The 22,964-nt window shown below is 64.9% G+C and carries 31 protein-coding genes; 13 read left to right on the forward strand and 18 right to left on the reverse strand.

What is annotated here, in order from left to right; all coding sequences use genetic code 11:
* Positions 1 to 43: 43 nt before the first annotated feature.
* Positions 44 to 877 (reverse strand): FTR1 family iron permease, encoded by an 834-nt coding sequence (locus AC1DYL_RS12865; protein ID WP_477173433.1) that lies wholly within the window; start codon positions 875 to 877, stop codon positions 44 to 46.
* Positions 878 to 886: 9 nt separating this feature from the next.
* On the reverse strand, positions 887 to 1,228 hold the full coding sequence (locus AC1DYL_RS12870; RefSeq protein WP_477173434.1) for a cupredoxin domain-containing protein: 342 nt from the start codon (positions 1,226 to 1,228) through the stop codon (positions 887 to 889).
* 342 nt (positions 1,229 to 1,570) lie between these two features.
* Here AC1DYL_RS12870 and AC1DYL_RS12875 point away from each other — a divergent pair, with 342 nt between their 5' ends.
* Entirely contained in the window at positions 1,571 to 1,870 is a 300-nt protein-coding gene (locus tag AC1DYL_RS12875; protein WP_477173435.1) for a hypothetical protein, read from the forward strand.
* A 263-nt stretch (positions 1,871 to 2,133) separates the two neighbouring features.
* Positions 2,134 to 2,517, forward strand: coding sequence for a response regulator (locus AC1DYL_RS12880; RefSeq protein WP_477173436.1), 384 nt, complete (start codon positions 2,134 to 2,136; stop codon positions 2,515 to 2,517).
* A gap of 34 nt (positions 2,518 to 2,551) precedes the next feature.
* Here AC1DYL_RS12880 and AC1DYL_RS12885 read toward each other — a convergent pair whose 3' ends face one another.
* Genes AC1DYL_RS12885 through AC1DYL_RS12900 form a run of 4 tightly spaced genes read right to left on the reverse strand, consistent with a single transcriptional unit; the run spans position 2,552 to position 3,544 of the window.
* Positions 2,552 to 2,806, reverse strand: coding sequence for a hypothetical protein (locus AC1DYL_RS12885; protein WP_477173437.1), 255 nt, complete (start codon positions 2,804 to 2,806; stop codon positions 2,552 to 2,554).
* Positions 2,803 to 3,009, reverse strand: a complete 207-nt coding sequence (locus AC1DYL_RS12890) for a hypothetical protein (protein ID WP_477173438.1) — start codon at positions 3,007 to 3,009, stop codon at positions 2,803 to 2,805. Before AC1DYL_RS12890 ends, AC1DYL_RS12885 begins: the two co-directional genes overlap by 4 nt.
* Positions 3,006 to 3,317 carry a hypothetical protein gene (locus tag AC1DYL_RS12895; RefSeq protein ID WP_477173439.1) on the reverse strand — a complete coding sequence of 104 codons (312 nt, stop codon included), beginning with the start codon at positions 3,315 to 3,317 and terminating at the stop codon, positions 3,006 to 3,008. The genes AC1DYL_RS12890 and AC1DYL_RS12895 overlap by 4 nt, the downstream gene beginning before the upstream one ends.
* Positions 3,314 to 3,544, reverse strand: coding sequence for a hypothetical protein (locus AC1DYL_RS12900; protein WP_477173440.1), 231 nt, complete (start codon positions 3,542 to 3,544; stop codon positions 3,314 to 3,316). The genes AC1DYL_RS12895 and AC1DYL_RS12900 overlap by 4 nt, the downstream gene beginning before the upstream one ends.
* Positions 3,545 to 4,012: 468 nt before the next feature.
* On the opposite strand from AC1DYL_RS12900, the gene AC1DYL_RS12905 reads away from it, so the two are divergent.
* The gene (locus tag AC1DYL_RS12905) at positions 4,013 to 6,640 is read left to right on the forward strand and encodes an autotransporter family protein (RefSeq protein ID WP_477173441.1); all 2,628 of its coding nucleotides are present in this window, start codon (positions 4,013 to 4,015) and stop codon (positions 6,638 to 6,640) included.
* A 324-nt stretch (positions 6,641 to 6,964) separates the two neighbouring features.
* The gene (locus AC1DYL_RS12910; RefSeq protein WP_477173442.1) at positions 6,965 to 7,342 is read left to right on the forward strand and encodes a DUF2147 domain-containing protein; all 378 of its coding nucleotides are present in this window, start codon (positions 6,965 to 6,967) and stop codon (positions 7,340 to 7,342) included.
* Between the two features lie 176 nt (positions 7,343 to 7,518).
* Here AC1DYL_RS12910 and AC1DYL_RS12915 read toward each other — a convergent pair whose 3' ends face one another.
* Entirely contained in the window at positions 7,519 to 8,100 is a 582-nt protein-coding gene (locus AC1DYL_RS12915; protein ID WP_477173443.1) for a TetR/AcrR family transcriptional regulator, read from the reverse strand.
* A 147-nt stretch (positions 8,101 to 8,247) separates the two neighbouring features.
* Here AC1DYL_RS12915 and AC1DYL_RS12920 point away from each other — a divergent pair, with 147 nt between their 5' ends.
* From AC1DYL_RS12920 to AC1DYL_RS12935, 4 genes are all read left to right on the forward strand, one after another.
* Entirely contained in the window at positions 8,248 to 8,835 is a 588-nt protein-coding gene (locus AC1DYL_RS12920) for a DUF308 domain-containing protein (protein WP_477173444.1), read from the forward strand.
* A 209-nt stretch (positions 8,836 to 9,044) separates the two neighbouring features.
* Positions 9,045 to 9,566, forward strand: coding sequence for an AAA family ATPase (locus tag AC1DYL_RS12925; RefSeq protein ID WP_477173445.1), 522 nt, complete (start codon positions 9,045 to 9,047; stop codon positions 9,564 to 9,566).
* Positions 9,567 to 10,500: 934 nt separating this feature from the next.
* Complete coding sequence (locus tag AC1DYL_RS12930) at positions 10,501 to 11,334, forward strand: SGNH/GDSL hydrolase family protein (protein WP_477173446.1); 834 nt, start codon at positions 10,501 to 10,503, stop codon at positions 11,332 to 11,334.
* Positions 11,331 to 12,182 carry an NmrA family NAD(P)-binding protein gene (locus AC1DYL_RS12935; RefSeq protein WP_477173447.1) on the forward strand — a complete coding sequence of 284 codons (852 nt, stop codon included), beginning with the start codon at positions 11,331 to 11,333 and terminating at the stop codon, positions 12,180 to 12,182. Before AC1DYL_RS12930 ends, AC1DYL_RS12935 begins: the two co-directional genes overlap by 4 nt.
* Here the strand turns inward: AC1DYL_RS12935 and AC1DYL_RS12940 are convergent.
* From AC1DYL_RS12940 to AC1DYL_RS12965, 6 genes are all read right to left on the reverse strand, one after another.
* Positions 12,176 to 12,745, reverse strand: coding sequence for a TetR/AcrR family transcriptional regulator (locus tag AC1DYL_RS12940; protein WP_477173448.1), 570 nt, complete (start codon positions 12,743 to 12,745; stop codon positions 12,176 to 12,178). The genes AC1DYL_RS12935 and AC1DYL_RS12940 overlap by 7 nt on opposite strands.
* A 309-nt stretch (positions 12,746 to 13,054) precedes the next feature.
* Complete coding sequence (locus tag AC1DYL_RS12945) at positions 13,055 to 13,627, reverse strand: dihydrofolate reductase family protein (RefSeq protein ID WP_477173449.1); 573 nt, start codon at positions 13,625 to 13,627, stop codon at positions 13,055 to 13,057.
* The gene (locus AC1DYL_RS12950) at positions 13,627 to 14,142 is read right to left on the reverse strand and encodes an SRPBCC family protein (RefSeq protein WP_477173450.1); all 516 of its coding nucleotides are present in this window, start codon (positions 14,140 to 14,142) and stop codon (positions 13,627 to 13,629) included. The genes AC1DYL_RS12945 and AC1DYL_RS12950 overlap by 1 nt, the downstream gene beginning before the upstream one ends.
* Positions 14,142 to 14,477: an ArsR/SmtB family transcription factor gene (locus tag AC1DYL_RS12955; RefSeq protein ID WP_477173451.1), complete on the reverse strand. Its 336-nt coding sequence runs from the start codon at positions 14,475 to 14,477 to the stop codon at positions 14,142 to 14,144. Before AC1DYL_RS12955 ends, AC1DYL_RS12950 begins: the two co-directional genes overlap by 1 nt.
* A 64-nt stretch (positions 14,478 to 14,541) precedes the next feature.
* Entirely contained in the window at positions 14,542 to 14,955 is a 414-nt protein-coding gene (locus AC1DYL_RS12960) for a cupin domain-containing protein (RefSeq protein ID WP_477173452.1), read from the reverse strand.
* A gap of 127 nt (positions 14,956 to 15,082) precedes the next feature.
* On the reverse strand, positions 15,083 to 16,486 hold the full coding sequence (locus AC1DYL_RS12965) for an MFS transporter (RefSeq protein WP_477173453.1): 1,404 nt from the start codon (positions 16,484 to 16,486) through the stop codon (positions 15,083 to 15,085).
* A 128-nt stretch (positions 16,487 to 16,614) separates the two neighbouring features.
* On the opposite strand from AC1DYL_RS12965, the gene AC1DYL_RS12970 reads away from it, so the two are divergent.
* Positions 16,615 to 17,574 carry a LysR family transcriptional regulator gene (locus tag AC1DYL_RS12970; RefSeq protein ID WP_477173454.1) on the forward strand — a complete coding sequence of 320 codons (960 nt, stop codon included), beginning with the start codon at positions 16,615 to 16,617 and terminating at the stop codon, positions 17,572 to 17,574.
* Positions 17,575 to 17,607: 33 nt separating this feature from the next.
* On the forward strand, positions 17,608 to 18,000 hold the full coding sequence (locus AC1DYL_RS12975) for a VOC family protein (RefSeq protein ID WP_477173455.1): 393 nt from the start codon (positions 17,608 to 17,610) through the stop codon (positions 17,998 to 18,000).
* 82 nt (positions 18,001 to 18,082) lie between these two features.
* Here the strand turns inward: AC1DYL_RS12975 and AC1DYL_RS12980 are convergent, their stop codons facing one another.
* Positions 18,083 to 18,331, reverse strand: coding sequence for a KTSC domain-containing protein (locus AC1DYL_RS12980; protein WP_477173456.1), 249 nt, complete (start codon positions 18,329 to 18,331; stop codon positions 18,083 to 18,085).
* Between the two features lie 45 nt (positions 18,332 to 18,376).
* Here AC1DYL_RS12980 and AC1DYL_RS12985 point away from each other — a divergent pair, with 45 nt between their 5' ends.
* Together AC1DYL_RS12985 and AC1DYL_RS12990 are read left to right on the forward strand one after the other, a co-directional pair.
* Positions 18,377 to 18,796 (forward strand): hypothetical protein, encoded by a 420-nt coding sequence (locus AC1DYL_RS12985; protein ID WP_477173457.1) that lies wholly within the window; start codon positions 18,377 to 18,379, stop codon positions 18,794 to 18,796.
* Positions 18,777 to 20,024 carry a DNA-packaging protein gene (locus AC1DYL_RS12990; protein ID WP_477173458.1) on the forward strand — a complete coding sequence of 416 codons (1,248 nt, stop codon included), beginning with the start codon at positions 18,777 to 18,779 and terminating at the stop codon, positions 20,022 to 20,024. The genes AC1DYL_RS12985 and AC1DYL_RS12990 overlap by 20 nt, the downstream gene beginning before the upstream one ends.
* Here AC1DYL_RS12990 and AC1DYL_RS12995 read toward each other — a convergent pair.
* Both AC1DYL_RS12995 and AC1DYL_RS13000 read right to left on the reverse strand, forming a co-directional pair.
* Positions 20,021 to 20,434, reverse strand: coding sequence for a PIN domain-containing protein (locus tag AC1DYL_RS12995; RefSeq protein ID WP_477173459.1), 414 nt, complete (start codon positions 20,432 to 20,434; stop codon positions 20,021 to 20,023). The genes AC1DYL_RS12990 and AC1DYL_RS12995 overlap by 4 nt on opposite strands.
* Positions 20,431 to 20,727 (reverse strand): type II toxin-antitoxin system Phd/YefM family antitoxin, encoded by a 297-nt coding sequence (locus AC1DYL_RS13000; protein ID WP_477173460.1) that lies wholly within the window; start codon positions 20,725 to 20,727, stop codon positions 20,431 to 20,433. The genes AC1DYL_RS12995 and AC1DYL_RS13000 overlap by 4 nt, the downstream gene beginning before the upstream one ends.
* A gap of 72 nt (positions 20,728 to 20,799) precedes the next feature.
* Between AC1DYL_RS13000 and AC1DYL_RS13005 the strand changes: the two genes are divergently transcribed.
* Complete coding sequence (locus tag AC1DYL_RS13005) at positions 20,800 to 21,954, forward strand: phage portal protein (protein WP_477173461.1); 1,155 nt, start codon at positions 20,800 to 20,802, stop codon at positions 21,952 to 21,954.
* Here AC1DYL_RS13005 and AC1DYL_RS13010 read toward each other — a convergent pair.
* The gene (locus AC1DYL_RS13010) at positions 21,951 to 22,529 is read right to left on the reverse strand and encodes a hypothetical protein (RefSeq protein ID WP_477173462.1); all 579 of its coding nucleotides are present in this window, start codon (positions 22,527 to 22,529) and stop codon (positions 21,951 to 21,953) included. The genes AC1DYL_RS13005 and AC1DYL_RS13010 overlap by 4 nt on opposite strands.
* 22 nt (positions 22,530 to 22,551) lie before the next feature.
* Positions 22,552 to 22,782 carry a DUF2442 domain-containing protein gene (locus tag AC1DYL_RS13015; protein ID WP_477173463.1) on the reverse strand — a complete coding sequence of 77 codons (231 nt, stop codon included), beginning with the start codon at positions 22,780 to 22,782 and terminating at the stop codon, positions 22,552 to 22,554.
* Positions 22,783 to 22,964: the final 182 nt, after the last annotated feature.

The following is a 22,964-nucleotide window of genomic DNA, read 5'->3' on the forward strand; positions in this document are numbered from 1 at the left end:
TCGCGGTGTCAGCATCCGGGCACTGATGCAACCCCGCTCCGGCCTAGCCAGCAGCAGACCGAGCGGGCGCACGATGCGCGCGAAGCACCAGGGCCGAGGCCAGAAGGATGCTGATGAGGGTGGCCGCGTAGACCAGCACCTGGATGCCCATCGGCCGGGCCACATAGCCGACGAGGATGTGCAGGAACACCCCGATCGGGTTGTCCTGCGCGAGGAGCGCCGAGGAATCCCAGATATCGTAGCCGAGCGCCGGCAGGTACCCCGCCTGGACGAGATAGGCCGAGGCCTGCGCCGCGAGGCCTGCGGTCAGCAGCAGCATGATGATGCCGGTCACCTTGAAGATGTGCTTGACCGGCACACGCACGAGGCCGGCATAGAGCACCCATCCGAGCGCCGCGGCGGAGAGGACGCCGAGGCCCCCGCCCATAAGCATGGACTTGGTGTCGGCGGTGCCGTCGGCCGCGATGCCGTACATGAACAGCACCGTTTCCGAGCCTTCGCGCAGCACCGCGATCGCCGTCACCAGCGCCAGCGCCGATACCGGGCGTACGCCCTTTTGCACGCTTTGGCCCAGCTGGCGGCTCTCGGCCGCCAACTCAGCGCCATGCGCCCCCATCCACACCTGATGCCAGGCCAGCATCAGCACCGCGATCAGCAGCACGCCAGCGTTGAACAGCTCGCGGCCCATGCCGTCGAAGAAGCCGGAAATGGCGTCGGCGAACAGCGCGACGAGGCCGGCGCCGAGGAGCCCCGCAACCAGCCCCCCGGCAACCCAGAGGGTCCGGCCCGGGATGTCGCGGCTCGCGCCCAGAACGATCGAGACGATCAGGGCCGCTTCGAGCGTTTCGCGGAAGGCGATGATGAAGGTCGAACCCACCGTGGGCTCCTACTTTGCGACGAGGGTGCCCTTGGCGGTGTCTTCGTGGAACTCGCCCACGAAATTGTAGGTGCCGGCCTCGAGCGGGCCGACGAAGACGCTGATGGTCTTGCCGCCCGAGACGATCTTTTCGACGTGCAGGTCGTGGCTCTCGAACTCCTCCTCGGAGGCGTCCTGGTTGATGACGATGAGCTTGATCTTCTGGCCGACCGGGACCTCAAGCGTCGCCGGCGTGAACAGATGGTCCTTGATCGTCAGGGTGAATTCGGGCTCGGCGGCGATGGCCGGCGCTGCGGTGACACAGATGGCAGCGGCGATGAGCATCCCCCCAAGGGTCGTCTGGCGGATCATGTTACCTCGTTCGGGTCTGGCCGGTGATCGGCGTCTTCAGGTCAGGCCGCTCAGTAGGAAAGGTGATCGCGCATGTCAACTTACTTTGGTTGGCGGACGGAACCGAGGCCTACGCCAAGGCTGGTGACGGCAGCAGGTGCCGCAGCCTGAGGGAGGCCGCGGAGGGGATCTGGGCTGGAAGGAATCCAGGCCATGGCCTGGAAAACGGCCCGTGCAATCCAGGTCGTAGCCTGGAAACACTGAGCGACGTAGCCGTCGCATTTTGGCCCATTGGGCTAAGTACTTTCCGTGCCTATGGAGATATTGGATCGGCCCGCTGGCACGTATCTGATGATAAATGGCTTGTCCTACTCGGACTGGGAGGACGAAGCGGACCAGTTGCGGCGGCTGGGAAATGGTCTGGGCACGGCGCGCAAACACCATGTGACACGGGCGCAGAAGCTGCTTGCCAGCCTGCAGGAGGAACTGGACGCAATCGACAGCGTGAGCCCGGGCCTCACCGGCTTCGATGCCATAAGGGTTGGGTGCGTCCGGGACCTGGTCGTCGCCATGCGGAGCAGCCTCGAGGAGACGCTGCGGCTGCTGCGGGAGCGTGTTCCGAAGCGAGCCAGTCGATCTCGGAAGACTGCGGCTGTCACTTGAGCCTTGTGTCATAAGCAGTCAGATCCGACTCGGAACGGTTCCCGTTGGGTTTGAATGCAGTGCCGGGCTGCTCGGGGAAGCGTACGCGGACATGTCTTTCTTAGGTGCGGTTGGCTCCGGATCGGCATAAAGTGTTGTTTACCGGACGAGCCCGATGCCCTGCGGGGCACCACCGAACTCGCTGCTTCCGGGCGTCTAGCAAGCGCATTGAGTTATGCCAGTTCACCAGCCGGTGGACGGTTGTCCCGCGTTTGTGAGTGAGCATGTCAACTCAGCAGTTCCCCCACACGGCCATGGTCGTGGAAACCAACTTTCTTGTCGCCTCGGTGATTGAAGCGCCGCTGGCGAACACCGGGTATCGGGTGCTGATTGCCACGGACCCGGCCGAGGCATTCACGTTGATGGATGCCCATCAGGTGCATCTCGCCCTGATCGACTTCCGCCTGCACCATGGCGGGCCCGAAGGGCTCGTCGCCGAGCTGGATCGGCGCGGTATTCCTTTCATCATCTGCACCGCGGCCAGCGCGGAAGAGGTCTGCGAACACTTCCCCGGTGCGCGCGTGATGCTTAAGCCATTCAGCGACGACGATCTGGTGGCGGCCGTGACCGCCCTGTCTTCCCCCGAACGTTTCTACCAGGGGGCGTGAGGGGAACTCGGCAGACGACGCACACGGCCCAGGATCACGAGGGAGCCTTCGAAGTGGCTTGGTCCCGTGCAAGTGCCTCATCGAGCGCTGCCCTTGCGACCTGAAGGGCCTCGATCGTTCCACGCCCATCAGACAGCATGATCGTCGTCGTCACGCGAAATGCCGGGAAAGATACATCCAATGCCTCCCGATCGGTGACGACGGTGAACGCGCCGGCCGGATGCGGCTGATCCAGCCCCGGAAGCTGGAACGGATGATGGAACGTGACGAGTTCCGAGGTGCTGGTCATTCCGCAGCCAATCGAGTGACGACCTGGCCCTTGCCGGTTTCGTCGTCCCAAACGATCTTCCACTTGCCGGACCTGCCCATGCGAACCAGTTCCTTGTCCAGCCTCGGCGTATCTCCGAGCCGCAACTGCAGCGTACGCATCAAGCCCGCCGGCCCGGACTCGTCGTAGATGCGGTCGAAATCGCTGCGCATGACCGTGTTCATTGCAGAACCTCTCGACATCGCGTGATGGTCCAAGATTCGCGTGAAAAGCCGTCGGACAGCTTCAGCTCGTCAAAAGTTTCGCCGTGGGCGCGCTCGAGCCAGATCGATGTCCCGTCCGGAAGCCCGAGAAGCAATTTGCTGCCCGTCCGCTCAACCACCACTGCCGAAGTGCGGCTGTATTGGGGTGCCTCGATCGCTAGCTGGTCTCCGGTTCTGACCGCGACTTGCTGGGAACCGCCGGTGATTAGAACAACAGCCCCGGCGTGCAGCCGGGGAGCATTGGAGTAAGCATGATACGTCGCCATCATCGGACGATCGCTGCCGAGGTGGGTACCTTGCGAGAACCCAGCAGGGAATTGCGTATCTGTTGGCGCCGCAACTCGACGCCTTCGATCAACGGTTCGGTGCCCTCGTGGATCGCGCCGAACCAGGACGCGCTGGCCCGACGATGCCTCTGTAAGTGCCGGGAGAACATCAACTCGGCGCGATAGTTGCCGAAGTGGCTGCGCTCCGTGGCGCGATTTAAATGTGTCATTGGAAGGTCCAGCCCGCCAAATCCGCTGTGCGGATGAATCCAGGGTCAGGCGGCGGGAGTGGGGACCAAGGACGCGGCACATTGGCCGCACTCTCATATGGTACTTCGGCGAGCCAATTATAAGGGTCGATGCCGGTTCCGGTCGAACTCACCTGTGCAGTTCAGCATGGAATTTCGTGGCTGGTGAGGAGGAGCCACCTGTCTCCGCAGGCGTGCGTTTTGCGGGCGGCGGCGGCGCAAGTGGCGCGGGAGCGCTTCGCGCCAGCTCGGGACGTTGCTTCACCAGTGAAGCACTCGGCCGAGCTGAGCTTGCTGTCGACTGGGGCGCAGGACGCGTCGAAGCTCTGTCGCAAATCTTTCTTAATTATGACAATGCGTTAGGTCCAAAGGTGTGCTTGTCTAAGCTTCAGAATCCCGGCAACGTGGGTTCACTACTTACAGTCGTAGTTTTGCGGATTTTGAGGCGGCATGTCTATTGGGGCGACCGGGCGCGGCTACGCTAATCGTGTCCGGAATCTTGGCACGGCCAAGCTGCTCTCGGGGGTTGGTGCTGCGGCGCTGGTCATAGCGCTGTCGGCTGGCTCGGCTACGGCCCAGACCTGGACCGGAAACACCAGCAACGACTGGATGGTCGGAACGAACTGGTCGACCAGCACGGTCCCAGCGGGCGGCGCCGTGCACATTGGTACAATCTCACCGAATCCGACTGTCCTTGGCGTTGGTGGGGCCGCTGTCGGCACGAGCGGAGACCTGTACGTCGCCGGTACGACTGGGCTGTTTGGCAATCTGACCATTCAGAACGGCAGCACGCTCACAAGCACTGGCACCGAGTTTCACATCGGCAACGGTGCCGGGAGCATTGGCATAGTCACTGTCACCGGAGCCGGGTCGCAGTGGACTACATCCGGTGCCACGATCGAAATCGGCGCTGGCGGCAATGGTACGCTCAACATTCAGAACGGCGGTACGGTTGTCGCACAAGGAGGGGTCACTTTCGGAACCTTCGCCGGTGGAGACGGCACGCTCAACATCAATGGCGGCGGCACGCTCGAAACCAGCAGACTTTCACGTACCAATCTTGGAGCCGGTCAAGTCAATTTCGACAACGCCACCCTACGAGCGAGGGCTAACAACAACTTCTTCATCAGCGGATTCTCGACGGGAGCGCTCAACATTGCTGCAGGCGGTCTGACCGTTGATACCCAGGCGTTCAATGTGCGCGCGGGTAGCGGGTTTTCCGGCGTCGGCGGTTTGACCAAGACCGGCACCGGCACCCTCACTCTCCAGGCCGCAAATACCTACACCGGTGAGACCGTGATCCAGGCGGGCACGCTCGCACTGACGAGCAATGGCTCGATCGCCGCGTCGACCCGGGTGGTGGCGAACGGGACGTTCAGCATTTCTGGGATTTCCGCAACCGGTACCAGCATCCAGAGCCTCGCCGGCACCGGCTTCGTCGTGATGGGCACCAAGGACCTGACGATCACCAATGCTAACGATACGTTCTCAGGCATCATCTCGGGCAGCGGCGACCTGACACTCATCGGCGGCACGCAGACGTTCTCGGGGGCCAACACCTATACCGGCACGACCAACGTCAGCGGCGGCACCCTGCGCGCAGGCGCCACCAATATCTTCGGCACGACGTCGGCCTTCAGCGTCGCCTCCGGCGGCACGTTCGATCTTGCCGGCTTCGACCAGACGCTCGTTTCGCTCGACAATGCCGGGGCGGTACGGCTCGGCGGCGCGCCGGGCACCACGCTCACCGTGACCGGCAACTATGTGGGCAGCGGCGGCGTGGTCTACATCAACACGGCGCTTGGCCTCGATAACTCGACCACCGACCTGCTCGACGTGGACGGCAACACGTCCGGCACTTCGTCGCTCGTCGTGACCAATGTCGGGGGCACCGGCGCCCAGACGGTCGAAGGCATCAAGGTCATCAATGTCGATGGCACCTCGGCCGGCACCTTCGCGCTCATCGGCGACTACGTGTTCGAAGGCGACCAGGCGGTGGTCGGCGGCGCGTACGCCTATCGGCTCTATCAGGGCAGCGTGAGCGACCCCACGAACGGTGACTGGTACCTACGGTCCGAGATCATCGACGCGGGCCCACTCTATGCGCCCACCGTGCCGCTCTACGAGAATTACGCCAATGTGCTGCAGGCCTTCAATGAGCTCGGCACATTGCAGCAGCGCGTCGGCAGCCGCGAATGGCTGAATGGCGGGCAGGCGGGCGAGGACGGCGCGGTTGCGCCCGACGCCATCTGGGCCCGCATGGATGCCTCGCAGGCGCATTTCGAGCCGGGTGTTTCGACGACCGGCGCCAGCTATGACGTATCCACCTGGCGGCTGCAGGCCGGCATGGATGGGGTGCTGCAGCAGAGCGAGGCCGGTTCGCTCGTGGCCGGGGTGAATGCGCAGTTCGGCACGGTCAGCTCCGATATCACGTCGCTCTATGGCGCGGGCTCGGTCAACGCCTTGGGCTACGGCGTGGGCGGCACGCTCACCTGGTACGGCGCCGGCGGGTTTTATCTGGACGGGCAGGCGCAGGCGACCTGGTACTCGGCCGATATCGTCTCCGATGACACCGGGACGACGCTGGTCGAGGGGAACGATGCCTTCGGCTATGGGCTCAGCCTCGAAGCCGGCCAGAAGATCGGGCTCGACGCCAACTGGTCGCTGACGCCGCAGGCGCAGCTCAGCTACTCGGCAGTGCGCTTCAGCGACTTCACCGACCAGTATGACGGCACGGTGTCGCTCAACAGCGGCGACACGCTGGTGGGCCGGCTTGGCCTCTCCGCCGACTACGAGGATGAGTGGCGGGATGCGTCCGGCGCGACCAACCGCAGGCACCTCTATGGCGTGGCCAACCTCTACTACGACTTCCTCAATGGTACGTCGGTCGACGTGTCCGGGACCGAGTTCGTGTCGCAGAACCAGGGGCTGTGGGGCGGCGTTGGCGTCGGCGGCTCGCTGAGCTGGGCCGACGAGCAGTACAGCGTCTTCGGCGAGGCCCTGGTCCGGGGCAGCGTGGAGGACTTTGGCGGCAACAACGCCGTGGGTGCGAAGGTCGGCTTCAGCGGCAAGTGGTAGAGGCGGCGTCGCGGGTGCGACAGGCCTGACCGGGGCCGTCGGAGCGATCTGACGGCCAGTTTTGCTTCTTCACGACTTCGTGATCGAAACGTCATGCATGGCCGGGCCGTCTCGCCAAGACGAGATTGTGGCAGGCTGAATGTATGCTGAACAACCGTCTCGCCAGCAAGTCAGCGTCGCTGCCATTTCGGGGCCGTACTTTGCCGCAGAGATGAACGGCAGATGAACGAGCCCTTTATTCAAGATTCAGCCAAAGTTCCCATTTATCGGGCCAGCACCAACCGAACCCGAACTGACCCCGATCGTTTCCGGAGACGCATGACCATGCACCTCGCGACCAAACTCGCCGCCGCCGTGCTCGCTACTATCTGCGCCACGGCCCCCCTCGCCGCCCTCGCCGCCGACCCGACAGGCACCTGGCAAGCCGATGACGGCAAGAGCCGTTACAAGATCACCCAATGTGGCAGCGGCGCCCTGTGCGCGCGCCTGATCTGGCTCCGCGACAAGGATGACCAGAACCGGCAGTACCTGAACCAGGTCATTGTCCAGGGCACGCAGGCCTCCGACAACAAGTGGACGGGCACCGTCAAGAACGCCGGCGACGTCTACTCCGGCACGATGGTCATGACCGGCGAGAACAGCCTCAAGGTCAACGGCTGCCAGGGCGTCTTCTGCCAGACGGTCAAACTCAGCCGCGTCTGAGGCGCTGCTTGAAATAGGCAGCCTTCAAGAACTGCCGAACTCGAAACCCGCGCCTCCGCCGGCGCGGGTTTTTTATTGTCAGTATGCCGGCGGGGCGGGGGGAGGGGGACAAACTCCACCGGTGTGCGGATGCGACTTCAAGACCGATGCGTCGAAGTCGACTGACCGAACAAGGTTCAGCGAGCCGTCAGCCTTGCAAGTGTGGGTTTGAGGATGGCGTCAAACAGGGCCGGGCTGTTCTGCGCCCGCGCCGACAGCATCGCGCCGTGAACGGTCGCCATGAACATCTCGGCTTCGACCTCTGCCGATGCCTCGATCGCGACAGTGCCCTGATCGGCGCCGCGCTCCATAGCCGCGGTCAGCCAGGACGAGAGGAAACGGAAATACGCCGTCACCTCCAATGCCACCTCGGGCGGCAGAGCCGGTAGCTCGCAGGCGAGCAGAGCGCACACGCAAAACGGAATGCTCGCATCCTCGATGCACTTGGCCCAATTGCGGGCATAGGACCGGAGCAACTCCAGTGAATCGGGAACGTCACCAGCCAGTTGGGTAAGGCCAGTCTCCGCATCCTCGCGGTACCGCGTCACCAGCGTGCGGACGAGATCGACCTTGCTGGGGAAGTGATGATGGATGCTGGCTTTGCGTATCCCCACCACGGCGGAAATATCCGCATAGCTGAAGCCGCTATAGCCACCCGAGATGATGAAGCTGCGAGCAGACGTCAGGATTTGATCCGAAGTCGTGGACGTGTTTGTCATCTTGACCGCCTACCTTCTAGTAGGTCTGGATGTCAATCCCAGGGCGCAGCCGATGGTCTGCGCAGCATGACAACGCTCTTCCGGCCGCTGCGCCGATTGACTCCTGTCAGCCTACCTTCTAGTAGGTAGTCAAAATGGAGATGCGCCATGGCGAACCAGCCGGAAAACCAGTCCCTCCCTTTCGCTTCGAGCGACTGGCTGCGAACCTACTACTTCACCCGCGCGGCGGTTTCGATCGTCTGGATAACCCTGGCGTTCATAGTAGGGCGGGGTAATCCCGCGATTGCCGCGGTCCTGCTCGTCGCCTACCCCGCCTGGGACGCGCTTGCGAATTATCTCGACGCGAAGAACACTGGCGGGCTGCGTGCCAACCCGACCCAGGCGCTCAACCTCGTGGTGAGCGCCGTCGTCGCGGTCGCCGTCGCCTTCGCGCTGGGCGTCAGCATGAACGCCGTGCTGGTGGTCTTCGGCGTGTGGGCGATACTGAGTGGCTTGTTCCAGCTCGCAACGGCCATCCGCCGTTGGAAGTCCGCTGGAGCGCAGTGGGTGATGATCCTCAGCGGAGCACAGTCAGCGCTGGCTGGCGGCTTTTTCATCCTGATGGCGGTCGCCCCCACGCCTGTCGACATCACGCCTATCGCTGGCTATGCGGGTTTCGGCGCATTCTACTTCCTTCTCTCGGCCATCTGGCTGACCGTCAAGCCGACCCGCCGTCGCTCGCCAGTTTTGAACTGACGGGCATCGAGCGTAGGCAGCCTTCACGAACTGCCGAACTCGAAACCCGCGCCTCCGCCGGCGCGGGGCTTTTATTGCGAGTATGCGGGTGAGGGCAGGGCTGGGGGATAAGTGCACCGAGCCTGTGACCGGCAGAATGGCTGCGGGGCGAAGCAGTTGCGCTGTCCCACGCGACCCGCCAAAAGGGACCGGCAGTCGGGGAAGGGAAGATGGGCGTTCGAAACTACCTGATCGAAGGCGTTTCCGGCTCCGGCAAGACCACGGTGGCCGAAGAACTGCAGCGGCGTGGCCACCACGTCATCCACGGTGACCGGCAGTTCGCCTATTACGGCGATCCGGAGAGCGGCGAACCGCTGGACTGGCCGACCGGCAAGACTGAACAGGACACCGTGGACTGGGGCTACCAGCATTGGATCTGGCCGCTCGAAAAGGTCAGGCTGCTGATCGCCGATCAACGCGACGCGATGACCTTCTTCTGCGGCGGTTCGAGAAATCGCCATCGCTTCATCGATCTGTTCGATGCCGTTTTCGTTCTTGAAGTCGATCCGGGCAGTTTGAACCGGCGGCTGGCCGCGCGACCTGAGGACGTGTTCGGTGGCAAGCCAGTCGAACGGGAGCTGGCCTTGCGACTGCAGGCAACCAGAGAGGATGTTCCTGATAATGCGGTGAGCATCGACGCTACAGCGCCGATCGCCCACGTCGTCGATGAGATCCTGGCGAAGTGTCGATGAAGTGTGGAGGACGCTAGCCCCAGGCGACCATCGCGATCGACACATTGAGGCCGGGGACCCGAACGGGGAGCTTGGCGCCCCGACGCGCCGGTCGGTCGACTGGAGTCTAGGCTAATTCATACTCCACGTGCACACCTTGCGCTCGAGCGTACGCAGCAAGCGACGCTTGGAAGTCACGTCGAGAAACGTCCAACGCGGCATGCGGCAGTATGACGTACTTTATGCCAAGCACCCGATCGATGCCGTAGAGAAGCCTCGAGATGCGGGACCGTCGGATCAACCCATGCCCTCTGGCGTGAGACGCAGAGTTAGGAATTTGTTGAAGCGAATCGTCCGCTCGCCGACGGACTGAACTTCAGACCAGGGGATAATCTTTGGCCCAAACCGTGAGACTCGAATTCCCGCGGGCGAGAGAACTATGCTGTCGACGGGCGACCTGAAAAAGCGCCAAACGCTCGTGGCAGCCAGGCCTCCGCATATGAGCAGACAGACCCATCCCCAAAATGGTTGGTCCCAGCCAGCGCTTCGATTGGGAACCCAGATCATCAGCGCACCGATGCCTGCGAGGGCAACGCACAAGGCAATGTTCCCGAGAACTCGCAAAGGGTTTTCCTCGAAGCGCAAGGCCTCGGATGTATTAGTTCCGTCGCTCACTTGTCCGCTGTCTGTGGAATCGACAAATAGGAGATGCAGCTTAGCGCAGACTCCCCCATAGACTGCTGCAACCCAAATGAAATTTGAGAAGCTCTTCATACCTTCCGCGGAGCGGGGGCTGCTCTCTGGCCGTCCTTGAACCTGACGAGATCTCGGGGCGGTGGCAAATTGCCATGAAATTACAATGCTTTGACGAACCGGAAACGCGAGTAGCGACGTCCCCGTCGCGCGGCTAGTCATCTCCCCATCCGCTAACGGATTCAAAGGTGAGGTGAAGCCCATGTCGAACGAGCAGCTGCGCTGGCTCCTGAAGGTCATCCAGCCCGAGCGCACCCTTGCCTCGCTTCCCGGAGGCGCCAGCCTTGGTCAGGAGGCGCACGCCGCGCTCCTCGGCCTCCCGATCAAGACTTACGCGGCCGAACTTGGCCGCATGCGGCAGGAGGCCACGGACGCGGCCGGCGCGCTGCTTGCCGACCCGGCCGTGGCGTCGATGGTCGACCGGCTGCCGCTGCGGAAGGAGGACAAGGTCGTGGCGTTCGGCGACAGCCTAACGTCCGATCCGCAGTCCTGGGCGGTGATCCTCAGGGACATGCTGGCGCTGCGCCGCGGCAGCGACGACATTTCGCCGACCGTCAGCGCCGTCGGCGGCGAAACGACCACGCACGCCCTGGTGCGGGCCGGACAGCTCGCCAGTCTTCAGCCCGACTGGATCCTCTTCCTCCTTGGCACGAACGACGCCCGCACGCAGGGCCGGCATCCCACTAAGACGCTGGTCCACCATGAGGAGACTGCCCGCAACATGGCGGAGCTGCGCCAGCGCGTTGCGGACGAGACCACGGCGAAGTGCCTCTGGATCACTCCGCCCGCGGTCAACGAGGCGCAGGTCGCCGCGCATCCGGGGCTGGTGAGGTTCGGGGTTCGGTTCCGCAACGAAGACCTGGAACGGGTCGCCACGATCGTCCGCCAAGGCGACGGGCCGGTCGTCGACGCCTTCTCGAGCTTGGGCAGTCCGCCTCCGTCCGACCTGCTTATGGACGATGGCCTGCATTTCTCGCTGGCGGGGCAGCAGCGCATGGCCCTCGAAGTGCTCCGCGGCTGGAGCATGCTCCAGTGAAATACCTCGTCATCGGCGCCACCGGGAACATCGGCTCCCGGGTCACGCAGCGGCTTGTCGATGCCGGAGCCCGTCCCTCCGTTTTCGTGCGCAGCGCGAAGGGGGCCAAAGCGCTCTTCGGCGACCGGGTCGATATCCATACCGGAGACCTCGACACGCCTGGCCGCGCGCTGGCAACTGCACTGGCCGGGGTCGACGGCGTATTCCTCGTGACGGACGGATGGGATCTCGAGACGCGGGATCGCGCGGTCTCCCTGGCTGCCCGCGATGCTGGCGTACGGCATGTGGTCAAGCTTTCGACCCTCGACGTTCGCACAGGGATCGGCACCGGTCCGTGGCACGCACGCGGCGAACAGGCGGTGCGGGAAAGCGGGGTGGCGTTCACGTTCATCCAGGCGGCCGGGTTCATGACCAACGCGCTTGGTTGGTCGGCAGCCATCAGCCGCGACGGGGTGCTGCGCTCATCCACGGGTCAAGGCAAGATCGCCTTCATCCATCCGGACGACATCGCCGCCGTCGCCACCGCCGCCCTGACCACGCGCGACCACGATGGAGAGGCTCTGGTGATCACCGGCCGTGAGGCACTGTCGTATGGCGAGATGGCGGCCGCCATCGGCAGGGCCATCGACCGGCCCGTCGGCTTCGAGGAAATCTCCGACCGGCAGGCCTATGCCGGCATCGTCCGATGGGCCGGAGAGGGCCCCTACGCCGACGCTCTCGTCGACATCTGGCGTGCGGTGCGCGAGGGTCGGCTCGAAACGATGACGGACGGGGTGAAGCGGGTGACCGGGCGGCAACCGATCCCTTTCGCGCAATGGGCCGCCGAGAACGCTGCCTCGTTTCAGTAGGGCTTTGGCGCGCTGCTCCGGAAGGAATTTACGTAGAGGAGCACGGTGCGAATTGCCTCGCTGGTGGCGCCGTCACGCGACAGGGCGGTCGGCGCCTCGTGGGCCGCTCCGTGAACGAGCGATTCCACCATGCGTGGCAGCACAAAGAGCATCCGCTCTGTCTCGTCGGCGCTGTACCGATCCTGAGCGGCCGGCGACAGCACCCGCTCGAAGGTGTGCTGTAGCCCGCTCCTGAAGCCGAGCGCGCTTTCGGGAACGGCGGACGAAACGACCTCGTGCAGTTCCGCCATCTCCGCGTGCACCTTCACCAGACCATGGACGAGTTCGCGCGCGAATTCCTCCAGCGAAGTCGGGGTGCACGCGGCTATCGTCTGCTCGATGACCTGCCGGACATCGGCGACGTGTCGATCATGGATGGCGGTGAAGATTGCGTGCTTGTCGGGGAAGTACTGATACAGGGACCCGACGCTGACTCCGGCGATCTCCGCGATGCGGTTCGTGGTAATGGCTCGCGCGCCGTGGCGCTTCACCACAAGCTGGACCGCCTCCAGCACGTCGTCCACAGTCCGCCGCGAGCGCTGCTGCCTTGGCTCTCGCCGCGTGAGGGTACTTTCGGCCGTTGTCATGCTGCCTTGCTCTAGGTGATCGCGAGGCCGAACCCCGACACAGGACGATAACAGCGGCGACATTCACGGGCAACGCGCCACGAGAGCCAGCCAAGTCTTGACGAGTCGACAGGTGAATTTCGCCGAATCATGACCACGCGCTTTCAGCAAGGTCCGCTGTGGGCCATAAGCAGACCTTCGTCCGCTACGCCAGAAGCGGGCATCGTCTCCGGCGCGAACCGTGGTTCATCGTCGGGTGCTCACCCACTACCCTCTCGGCTCGTAGCGTAGCGCCACGGCGCCTGAGCTGAGTTCCAGGCGGTCGACGGGCCTCAACTCGACGTACCTGGACAGCCCGGCGAACAAAGTGGGTCCATGACCGGCAAGTCTGGGCTGCACCACGAATTCGTACTCATCGATCAGGCCCAGCTCCGCCAGCGCCATCGGAAGCTTCACGCCGCCCGTGAGCAGCGCCTTGCCCGGTTGCTGCTTGAGCGCCTGGACGGCCTCGCCCAGGTCTCCGCTCAGGAGCTCGGCGTTCCAGTCGACCCGGTCGAGGGTGCTCGAAACGACGTACTTCTTCATCGCGTCGATGCTGCGCGCGAAAGGCTCCGTCCAGTCGGGCGGCGTCATGGTCCGCGTCGCCAACCGCCACGCCTGTTCCATCATTCCATAGGTGACGCGACCAAAGAGCAGGGCGTCGGCTCGGCCGAGGCTCGCGGTGGCGTGGCGATGTGTTGCACGCAGTTGCTCGTGCTGCAGCGCCTCGTCCGCCGGGATGGCGTTGTGGTCGACGCACCCGTCGAGCGTCACGTTGATGGAGTAGAGAAGAGGGCGCATTACGGTCGCTGGTCCTTTGTCGCTCGTGCCGCGATGGCCAGGTCGAAGCGTTGCAGCTGGCTGGTCAGTCCGACGATTGCGCCGCGTGTCATCTCGGGGTCCGGGTGACGATCGGCCGTCAGGATCATCCGAACCTGCCCGGTCTCGGCGCGGAGCTCGACCGCCATGTCGTAGGGATACGACTCGACGCCAGGGACGAAGTCGATGTCGAAGCGAATGCGCAGCTTACGGTGGCGCTCGATCTCCAGGAACCGACCGCTTACCCAGACTGACAGCGGCCTGTCGAGGTTCGCGAGGTAGGCGACTTGCTCAGTACCCACCGCGGTCATCACGTGATCGAACGCACCGCCGACCCACAGCTCGAGGATCGACACCTCGAAGCGCATTCCCTCGGGGGCGAACCACTCCTCGAGCCCTTCCTTCGTCGTCCACAGCGCCCAGACGTCCTCGATCGATGCGTTGTAGACCCGCTCGAACCTGATGGTCTCCGCACCGAGCTCGCTGGCGTGCGCCATCACTTCTTCCCCTCGGATTGCCGCGAGCTGCGCCTAGCCAGGGCTGCGTCGAAGCGATCGAGCCGGCTCTCCCAAAGCTTGCGATAGCTCCTAACCCAGTCGTCGATCGCCTGGAACGGCTCGGGTCGGAGCGAATAGAGGCGCCTCGCCCCATCAGGCCTCATCGTGACGAAGCCAGCTTCGCCGAGAATCCGCAGGTGCCGCGAAACGCCTGACTGATCGATGTCCACGGCGCGAACGAGGTCACCCACAGCCTGCTCGCCGCCTGCCAGTGCTTCGACGATGCGAAGCCGCGTAGGATCGGCCAATGTCTGGAATACGATTTGTTGCATCATGATGCATATGTATTGTTGTGCATGTGTTTAGTCAAGGCGCGCCCAGCGCCATCAGCAGGGCCGTCTAGCGTGTTGACTCAGGTGGCCAACCCTTGGGGGCATTCGGTGTCCAGGGCCCCTCGATGATCGTGGCCTCCTGGTCGCCGAGCCAGCGGGGCATGGTGATGCAGAGGAACTCGAGCGGGTCGGTGCCGGTGCAGCGATACTGGAAGGCGGTTCCGACCGGGATGTCGATGGATACGCCAGCCTTTAGGTCGGTCGTCTCCTCACCGGTGCCGTCGCGCCGCCAGATCTGCCCCTCGCCCGAGAGAACGTGCCAGAACTCGCTCACGGTGGCGTGGACGGTGGCCCGATTGACCTGACCCGGTGGGACGGTGGAGTGGATCATGTCGCCCGTGTCGCCGCCGATCAGGTAGCGGACCTCTGCCCGGGCGGGCGATCGGGCATGCGGGGCGGGCGGAAACGGGCGGGTCTGCATGATGAACCTCCTCCTGACCATACGACATCCGGCGCGCCTGGGTGAAGAGATGGTTCGGAAGCGCAGCTGTGCTGCGTTATGGCCTCGCGGACACCCCACGCCGCTTCTGAGCGTGGGGTGCGGGTGCTTACTCCGCCGCCTGCGGGACGGCGCTCGGGACGCTGCGGCTGGCGCGGGGGCCGGACGCGGCGATCAGGGTCGTGACTACGGCCAGTAGCGCGACGAATGTGCCGCCTGCGATGTAGGGCTCCCAGCTGAAGCCGGGGGCGGCGGTGAAGATGGCGGAGACCGCTGCCAAGACGATGCCGCCGCCGATCTGGAACGAGGCGAACAAGAGGCCCGAGGCGAGGCCGGACTTGTCGTCTTCGACGTCCGAGAGGGCCGCTACCTGCACCGAGGGATAGGTGGCGGCGTAGCCGAGGCCGAGCAGCAGCTGCGAGATGATCACCAGGGTGATTGGATCGAAGCGGCCGATGGCCAGCACCCAGAAGATGTAACCGGCGGCCTGCAGCGCGACGCCGCCAGCCATCAGCCGCGTGGTGCCCTTGCGCTGGGCGAGGCCGGCCAGACGCGGGGCGAGGAACATGACGCAGGCGCCGCCGAGGGCGAAGCTGAAACCGGTGGCGAAAGCCGACCAGCCATAGACGTGCTGGTAGTAGAGCGTGGCGAGGAACTGGAAGCCGACATAGACGCCTTGGAACAGCGCGGCGACGATGTTGGCGTGGCTGAGCTTCCGCCGCTTGAAGATCGACAGCGGCACCATCGGATCGTGATGGCGGGCCTCGACGATGAGGAAGATGACGATCAGCGCGACGGAGGCGACGAGCGGGCCCCAGGTGAGGGGAGCAGCGAAGCCGGCGGCCGAGGCATTGGTGACGCCGAAGACGAAGAGCAACAGGCCCGGGGTGATGGTGATGGCGCCGGCCCAATCGAACGAGGCGCGCGACTTGCCGCTCTTCTGATCGGGCGGGAGGACGAACGGCGCGATGAACAGGACGAGTAGGGCGACCGGCCCGGCCATCACCAGCGTGGCGCGCCAGCTGAACACGGTGACCGCGCCACCCAGCACCATGCCGAGGACGAAGCCGGCCGCGCCGGTGGAGGCGAAGAGCCCGAGCGCCTTGGCCCGGGCCTGGCCTTCGCCGAACACGTTGAGCAGCAGCGCGAGGGCGGCCGGCGCGGTGAAGGCGGCGGCGATGCCCTTGATCAGCCGGGCGGCGATCAGGGTCGGGCCCGAATCGACGAAGGCGCCGGCGATGGACGCCGCGGCGAAGATGCCGAGGGCCCAGAGGAAGACGCGGCGGTGGCCGAAGATATCGGCGACGCGGCCGCCGAGCAGTAGGAAGCCGCCATAGCCGAGCACATAGGCGCTTACCGCCCACTGCAGCACGTTCGGCTGGAGGCCGAGTTCGGCCTGGATGGCGGGGAGGGCGACGCCGATGGTCGAAACGTCCATGGCGTCGAGGAAGTTGGCGGCGCAGAGCAGCAACAGAGCCAGCCCGGCGACGCCTCCGATCTTGGTGGAGGTCATCGAAATTATCCCTTTCGCTATGCCGGCGTCGCGAAGGGAGGTTCGCGCCGGACGGCAGAGGCAGCGGAACCTGACGATCTGCCATCCATATTGCAAATTGATAGTGATCATGCGAGGTATCACTGGCAATGATGAATGATACCGCCCTCCGCAAGATCGACCTGAACCTGCTGCTGGCCTTCTCGGTGCTGATGCAGGAGCGCAACGTGAGCCGCGCCGCCGAACGGCTGCTGCTGGGGCAGCCGGGGCTCTCGGCTGCGCTGAAGCGGCTGCGCGAGGCGCTGGACGATGAGCTGTTCGTGCGCGTCGGGCGCGGGCTGCAGCCGACGCCGCGGGCGCTCGAGATCGCCCCGGCGATCGAGGATGCGCTGGGCAATATCGAGCGGGCGATCCGGGTGCCGGAGGCGTTCGATCCACGGAGCTTCGAGGGCACGTTCCGTATCGGCATGTGCGACAACCTCGAGACGGCGTTCTTCGGGCCGCTGGCGGCACGGATCCGCCGCGAGGCACCGAAGGCTCGGCTGGTGTCGGTGGCGTCGCACACGCATCACCCCGAGCAACAGCTCGATAACGGCGACTTCGACATGAGCGTCTCGGTGCATGCCGAGCCGGCCTCGTGGCACATCCGCCAGCCGCTGTTCAACCAGGCTTCGATCTCGATCTATGACCCCGATCAGCTGAAGCTGAAGGCGCCGCTGAGCCTCGAGGATTTCTCGCGCGAGGCGCACATCGCGGTGTCGTTCGAGGGTGACATGTCGGGCGACGTCGATGCGGCGCTGAAGAAGGTCGGCCGCAGCCGATCGGTGGTGGCGACGGTGCCGCGGTATTCGGCACTGCCCACGGCGCTGAGCGCCATGCCGGCGATTGCCACCATCCCCGAGTCGATTGCGCGCTGCATGGCGACCCTGCACGGGCTGGCGATTTCCGCCCCGCCGGTGGCGCTGGAAGCGGCGCCGGTGTCGCTGCTCTATCGTCGGGTGGACCGGGCGGATGGGCGGGCGCAGTGGTTCCGCCGGGTGTTCGTCGAGGTGGCCGCGGAAGCGCTGGAGGCGAGCGGGTGCAGCTGCGGGATCATGCAGGCGGCCTGAGGGCAAACTCTCGGAACCTACTTGGAGAGACTGATGTCGAATACCGTGCATGAACTTCGCCTCGTCATCACTGTCGACGACTTCGAGCGGGCGGTGGCGTTCTGGCGGGACACCATGGGGCTGAAGGAGCAGATCTCCGTCGGGGACGACGACGGGCATGTGGCGATCCTCGGGGCAGGGATCGCGACGCTCGAGATCAGCGACCGGAAGCACGCGGAGTTCATCGACAAGATCGAGGTGGGCAGGGCGATGGGCGGGCAGTTCCGCGTGGCGCTGCGCTTCGACGATGTGCCTGCCGCGACCGACATGCTGGAGGCGGCGGGGGCCAAGGTGCTGGGTACGCCGCGGCCGACTCCGTTCAGGTCGACCAACTCGCGGCTGGAGGCGCCAGACGGGGTGCAGTTGACGCTGTTTGATGCGGAGTGATGCTGTAGAATTTCCAGCGAAATCAATCACTTATCATTTCTTTCGCCCATCGAATCCCCGCGTCACGGTGGGCGGGTATAGTTCAGCTACGGTCGGAGAAATGGGGCTGCAGCCGGCGGTGGGGATCGGAGCGGTCCGACTGGGTGAATTCGTAGCCGTCGCGAATGTGGGCGTTGAAATAGCGACCCTTGGACGGTGAGTGCCGGAGCGCGTCGTACACGACCGCCGGCACCTCGAAATAATCGTAGCGGCGGCCTGAGGGGCGGAACCAGACGGAAAGCGTCTGGGTCTCCGGGTCGTAAGCCATGTCGGCGATCACGGTGGATGGCATGGATGCCTCCTCGGTCGCGGAATCAACGAGCCATTGGAGAGACGGTTGCCTTCGGACGAACAGATCCCCTGGGAGGTGGTCCGGCTCCAGGTGGAGCGCGGCGAGCTGACCCGCAACAGGATCTGTGCCGAGCACGGCATCACGCCGCAACGGCTGGCTCGACACATCAGGGAGAAGAAGTGGGATGTCGAAGTCGATACCGGCGAGCAGGACCGCGGGATCATCGTCGGCAAGCTCATGCTCGCCGTCGAACATGAGATCGACCGCATCGTGGAGAACAGAATGAGCGATAGCGACGGGACGCGCGAAACGGCACTGCTGGGGCGGCTGACGACGACGCTGGACCGGCTGATCGCACTCGAGACAAGAGTGAGGGGCAAGCCGCCGACACCGAAACAGAGCAAGGAGATGACGGAACTCCGCTCCAAGATCGCAAAGCGGCTGGATGCTCTCAAAGTCCGTTAAGGCGCTGCTGGCAGCGATCGAAGACGAGGAGTTGGGCCGCTTCGCCTTCGACTGGGAATTCTGGAGCCGCGACGAGCAGAAGCTGCCGCCTGGCGACTGGAACACCTGGCTGCTGATGGGTGGGCGCGGTTCGGGCAAGACCATGACCGGCGCCGAATGGGTGCGCAGTCTGGCGGCGCAACAGATCGGGCCGATCGCCATCGTCGGCGAGACGATAACCGAGGCGCTGCAAATAATGGTGCGCGGTGAGAGCGGGATCCTGAAGGTGACGCCGCAGGACGAGCGGCCAATCATCCGGGGCCACACGCTGCTGTGGCCTGGTGGTGTCGAGGGCATGCTGCTGGGCGCGTCGGACCCGGAGCGGTTTCGCGGCCCGCAGTTTGCGGCGGCCTGGTGCGACGAGATCGGCAAATGGCCCAACGCCGAGGCGGCCTGGGACATGCTGCAGTTCGGGCTGCGGGTGGGCGACCGGCCGCGACAGGTGGCGACCACCACGCCGCGGACAACGCCACTGATCCGGCGATTGATCGCGGAGCCGCTGACCGTGGTGACGCGGATGGCGACGCGGCAGAACGAGGACAATCTGGCCAAGGCGTTCCTGAAGGCGATCGTCGCTCGGTACGAGAACACCGTGCTCGGGCGGCAGGAGCTCGAGGGTGAGCTGATCGAGGATCGGCCGGATGCGCTTTGGTCGCGGTCGGTGTTTCGGGTGGCGGAGGATGGGCCGCTGGAGCGGATCGTGGTGGCGGTGGATCCGCCGGTGAGCGGGCATAAGCGCTCGGATGCATGCGGGATCGTGGTGGCTGGGCGAGCCGGCGAGGGGGCGGTGGTGCTGGCGGATATGAGCTTTGCGCCGGCGGCACCCGATGCCTGGGCGCGGCGGGCGGTGGCGGCATTCCATGAGTATGGGGCGGACTGCATCGTCGCCGAGGTCAATCAGGGCGGCGACATGGTGAAGGCGGTAATTGCGCAGGAGGACCGGAACGTGCCGGTGCGCGAGGTGCGGGCGAGCCGTGGCAAATGGATGCGGGCCGAGCCGGTGGCGGCGCTTTATGCCAATGGCCGGGTGGCGCATCGGCCGGGGCTGACGGCGCTCGAGGACGAGATGTGCGCGTTTGGGGCCGATGGGTTGGCGGAGGGACATTCGCCGGACCGGGTGGATGCGCTGGTCTGGGCGCTGACGGAACTGATGCCGGTGGTGGCGGTGCCGCGGGTGCGAGCGATCTAGGTGAAGGGATTGAAGAGACGGACGCCGGTGGATGTGAAGTGCGAGACGTTGCGGGTTACTAGCGTGAAGTCATGCACAATCGCGGTTGCCGCTATCAGGTGATCAGCGAGATCAACTGTCGGCAGCTGTGCAAACGGCGCCGCGCGAAGTGCGATCTCGGTCGTGACCGGCAGCGCTTGCGCATCGTAGGTAGGGCGAACGTGCGTCGTCATCCATCGGCGCAGCGCGTGCCCCTTGGTGGTGTCATTTCTCTCCGCCTTCAGCACGCCTCGTTCAAGTTCAAGCAACGTTATCGCGGAGACAAACACCTCATCTCTCGAGATTGTGGCCGTCCAGCTTATGACCCCACTGTTAGCCAGTTCAGGGCGGCGAAGCTCGGAAACGATATTGGTGTCAAAGAGATAGGTCACGCGTCGTCACCGAAGTCGACTTCTCGAGCTTTACCCTTGGCACGCTCGAACTCATACGGAAAGTCACCCTCGGGACTGGTGTCGGCGAGTGACTCCAGAATGCTGACAAACTTCTTCTTGCCGGTGATGCGCTCGAATTCCTCGTTGCTGAGGAGCACGTAGGCAGGCCTTCCCCGGTCGGTGATGACGACTGGGCCGTTGTCTGCCGCCTCCTTCGCGCGGCTGGTGTGCTGGTTGAACTCGCGGCTGGTCATCGTTGCGGCGTTCGGCCGGACCTTCGCGGGGGCGCTCATAGGATACCTCGCTTAGCTGATGTAGCAACGTTACTACATCGTGCCGCTCACGGTCAATTCAAGGGAGCAACAATGCCCAACTGGTTCACCCGCCTCGGCGGGGCGATGGCGGCCGAGCGGAAGTCTGGCGGGCCGCAGAGTTTGATGACGCTGACGGCGCTGGGGGATGCCAGCTGGAGCCGGCGGGGGTTCGTGAGCCTGGCGAATGCCGGTTACGCCCGGAACCCGGTGGTGCATCGCTGCGTGCGGATGATCGCCGAGGCGTCGAACCGGGTGCCGCTGAAGGCGGAGGAGGGTGGTGGGCGGCGGCTCAGCGAGCATCCGGTGCTGGGGCTGCTCGGGCGGCCCAACCCGCGGCAATCGGGCGGCGAGCTACTGGAGGCAGTGTATGCCTACCTGCAGACGGCGGGGAACGCCTATCTGGCGGCCGGGATCGTCGATGGGGCGGTGCGCGAGTTGCATCTGCTGCGGCCCGACCGGGTGAAGGTGGTGCTGGGGCGGGACGGGTATCCGGCGGCTTATGCCTATACCGCCGGCGGCCGGACGACGGAGCTGCGGCTTGATCAGAAGCCAGTGGCAGGACTGCTGCACCTGGCGCTGTTCCACCCGCTCGACGACCACTACGGCATGGCGCCGCTGGAGGCGGCGGCGCAGAGCCTCGATATCCACAATGCGGCGGCGGAGTGGAACAAGGCGCTGCTCGACAACGCGGCGCGGCCGAGCGGGGCGCTGGTCTATTCGGCCGGTTCAGGCACGCTGACCGAGGCGCAGTTCACCCGGCTGAAGAACGAGCTGGAGGCGGGGTTCCAGGGGGCCAAGAACGCCGGCCGGCCGATGGTGCTGGAGGGCGGGCTCGACTGGAAGGCGATGGCGCTGACCCCGGCCGAGATGGATTTCATCGAGCTGAAGCACACGGCGGCGCGCGAGATCGCGCTGGCCTTCGGCGTGCCGCCGATGCTGCTGGGGATACCGGGCGACAACACCTACGCCAACTACGCCGAGGCCAACCGGGCGTTCTGGCGCGGCACGGTGATCCCGCTGGTGCGGCGCGTGGCGGACGACTTGAGCTTCTGGCTGGCGCCAGGGTTCGGCGGGGTGACGCTGGTGCCGGACCTCGATGGGGTGGAGGCACTGGCGGAGGACAGGGCGGCGCAGTGGGCGCGGGTCGGGGGTGCGGAGTTCCTCAGTGATGCGGAGAAGCGGGCGATGCTGGGGGTGGGGAGCTAAGGGGTGCAGACGAAAACGGACACAACATTGGACGCCCTTGGCGGACCGGTTTCGGCGAGCTCAAGGCGATCGGCTTTGGGGCCGAGAGCGGCTTTGGCAGTTGCGAGGTCGCTGGTGAAGGTCGTGCTGGGGTTCCAGGTGTGCATCTCCGTAATCAGGGCTTGCCCTTCGGGCGTACCGACGAAATCGCCGATGTAGACCTGCTTGCCTGCTGGAACGACAAACACGAGAGCTTCGTGGTTTTGCATTGCGTAGCGCCCCGGTGGGACGTCGAACACGAAGTACGTCTTGCCGGTCGAGCCTTCCGGCGTCGACGCGCTGGCTTCGCTGCACTTGCCATCGGCGTCAGCGACTAAAGGCGGCGGATCAAAGCGTCGCAGTGCAACACCGATCGGACCGCGTGAGGCGTCGAGGCCGAAAACCAACGTCGCTTTCGTGGGCTTCAGGTCGGAGGTGGTCAGGCGGCCGAGACGAGCTTCGTTCTGTAGCGCCATCGTACAGCCCGAGAGGGCAACGCATAGCGCGGCGGCCGCGAGCCGGAACCCACGCAGGCTGTTGGCCTTGTTGGAGGGCATGACGAGCATCGTACTGCCGGGCCTACTCCAGTTCCTCTACCGAGATATCCACGTCGAGATCGGGCCAGCGGATGCCGGCGCCGCCTTCGGTGAAGCGCCAGTTGAGGCGGGCGGCGGGCGGGCCGTCGCGGAGGCGGGGGTAGTTGGAGAGCGGGGCGATCAGCTCGCGGCCGTCTTCGAGTTTCACTTCAAGCGTGGCGGTGCCGAAGCGGACGTCGATGGCCCGGGAGCCGGTGTTGGTTGTCGTGCTCATTGGTCCTCCTCCTCAGAGCATGCCGGGGGAGCGTAGCTGCGTTCCGGCGGTGCGAGAAGGTGGGAAACGCCTGAGCGCACCGTGTGTGTTGCTGCTCATCACAGATGTCATCCCCGCGAAAGCAGGGACCCATTTCGCCGCCTGCACCTGCTGAGAGTTGGGTCCCAGCTTTCGCTGGGATG

Source organism: Devosia sp. P1_H9, from assembly GCF_056405135.1.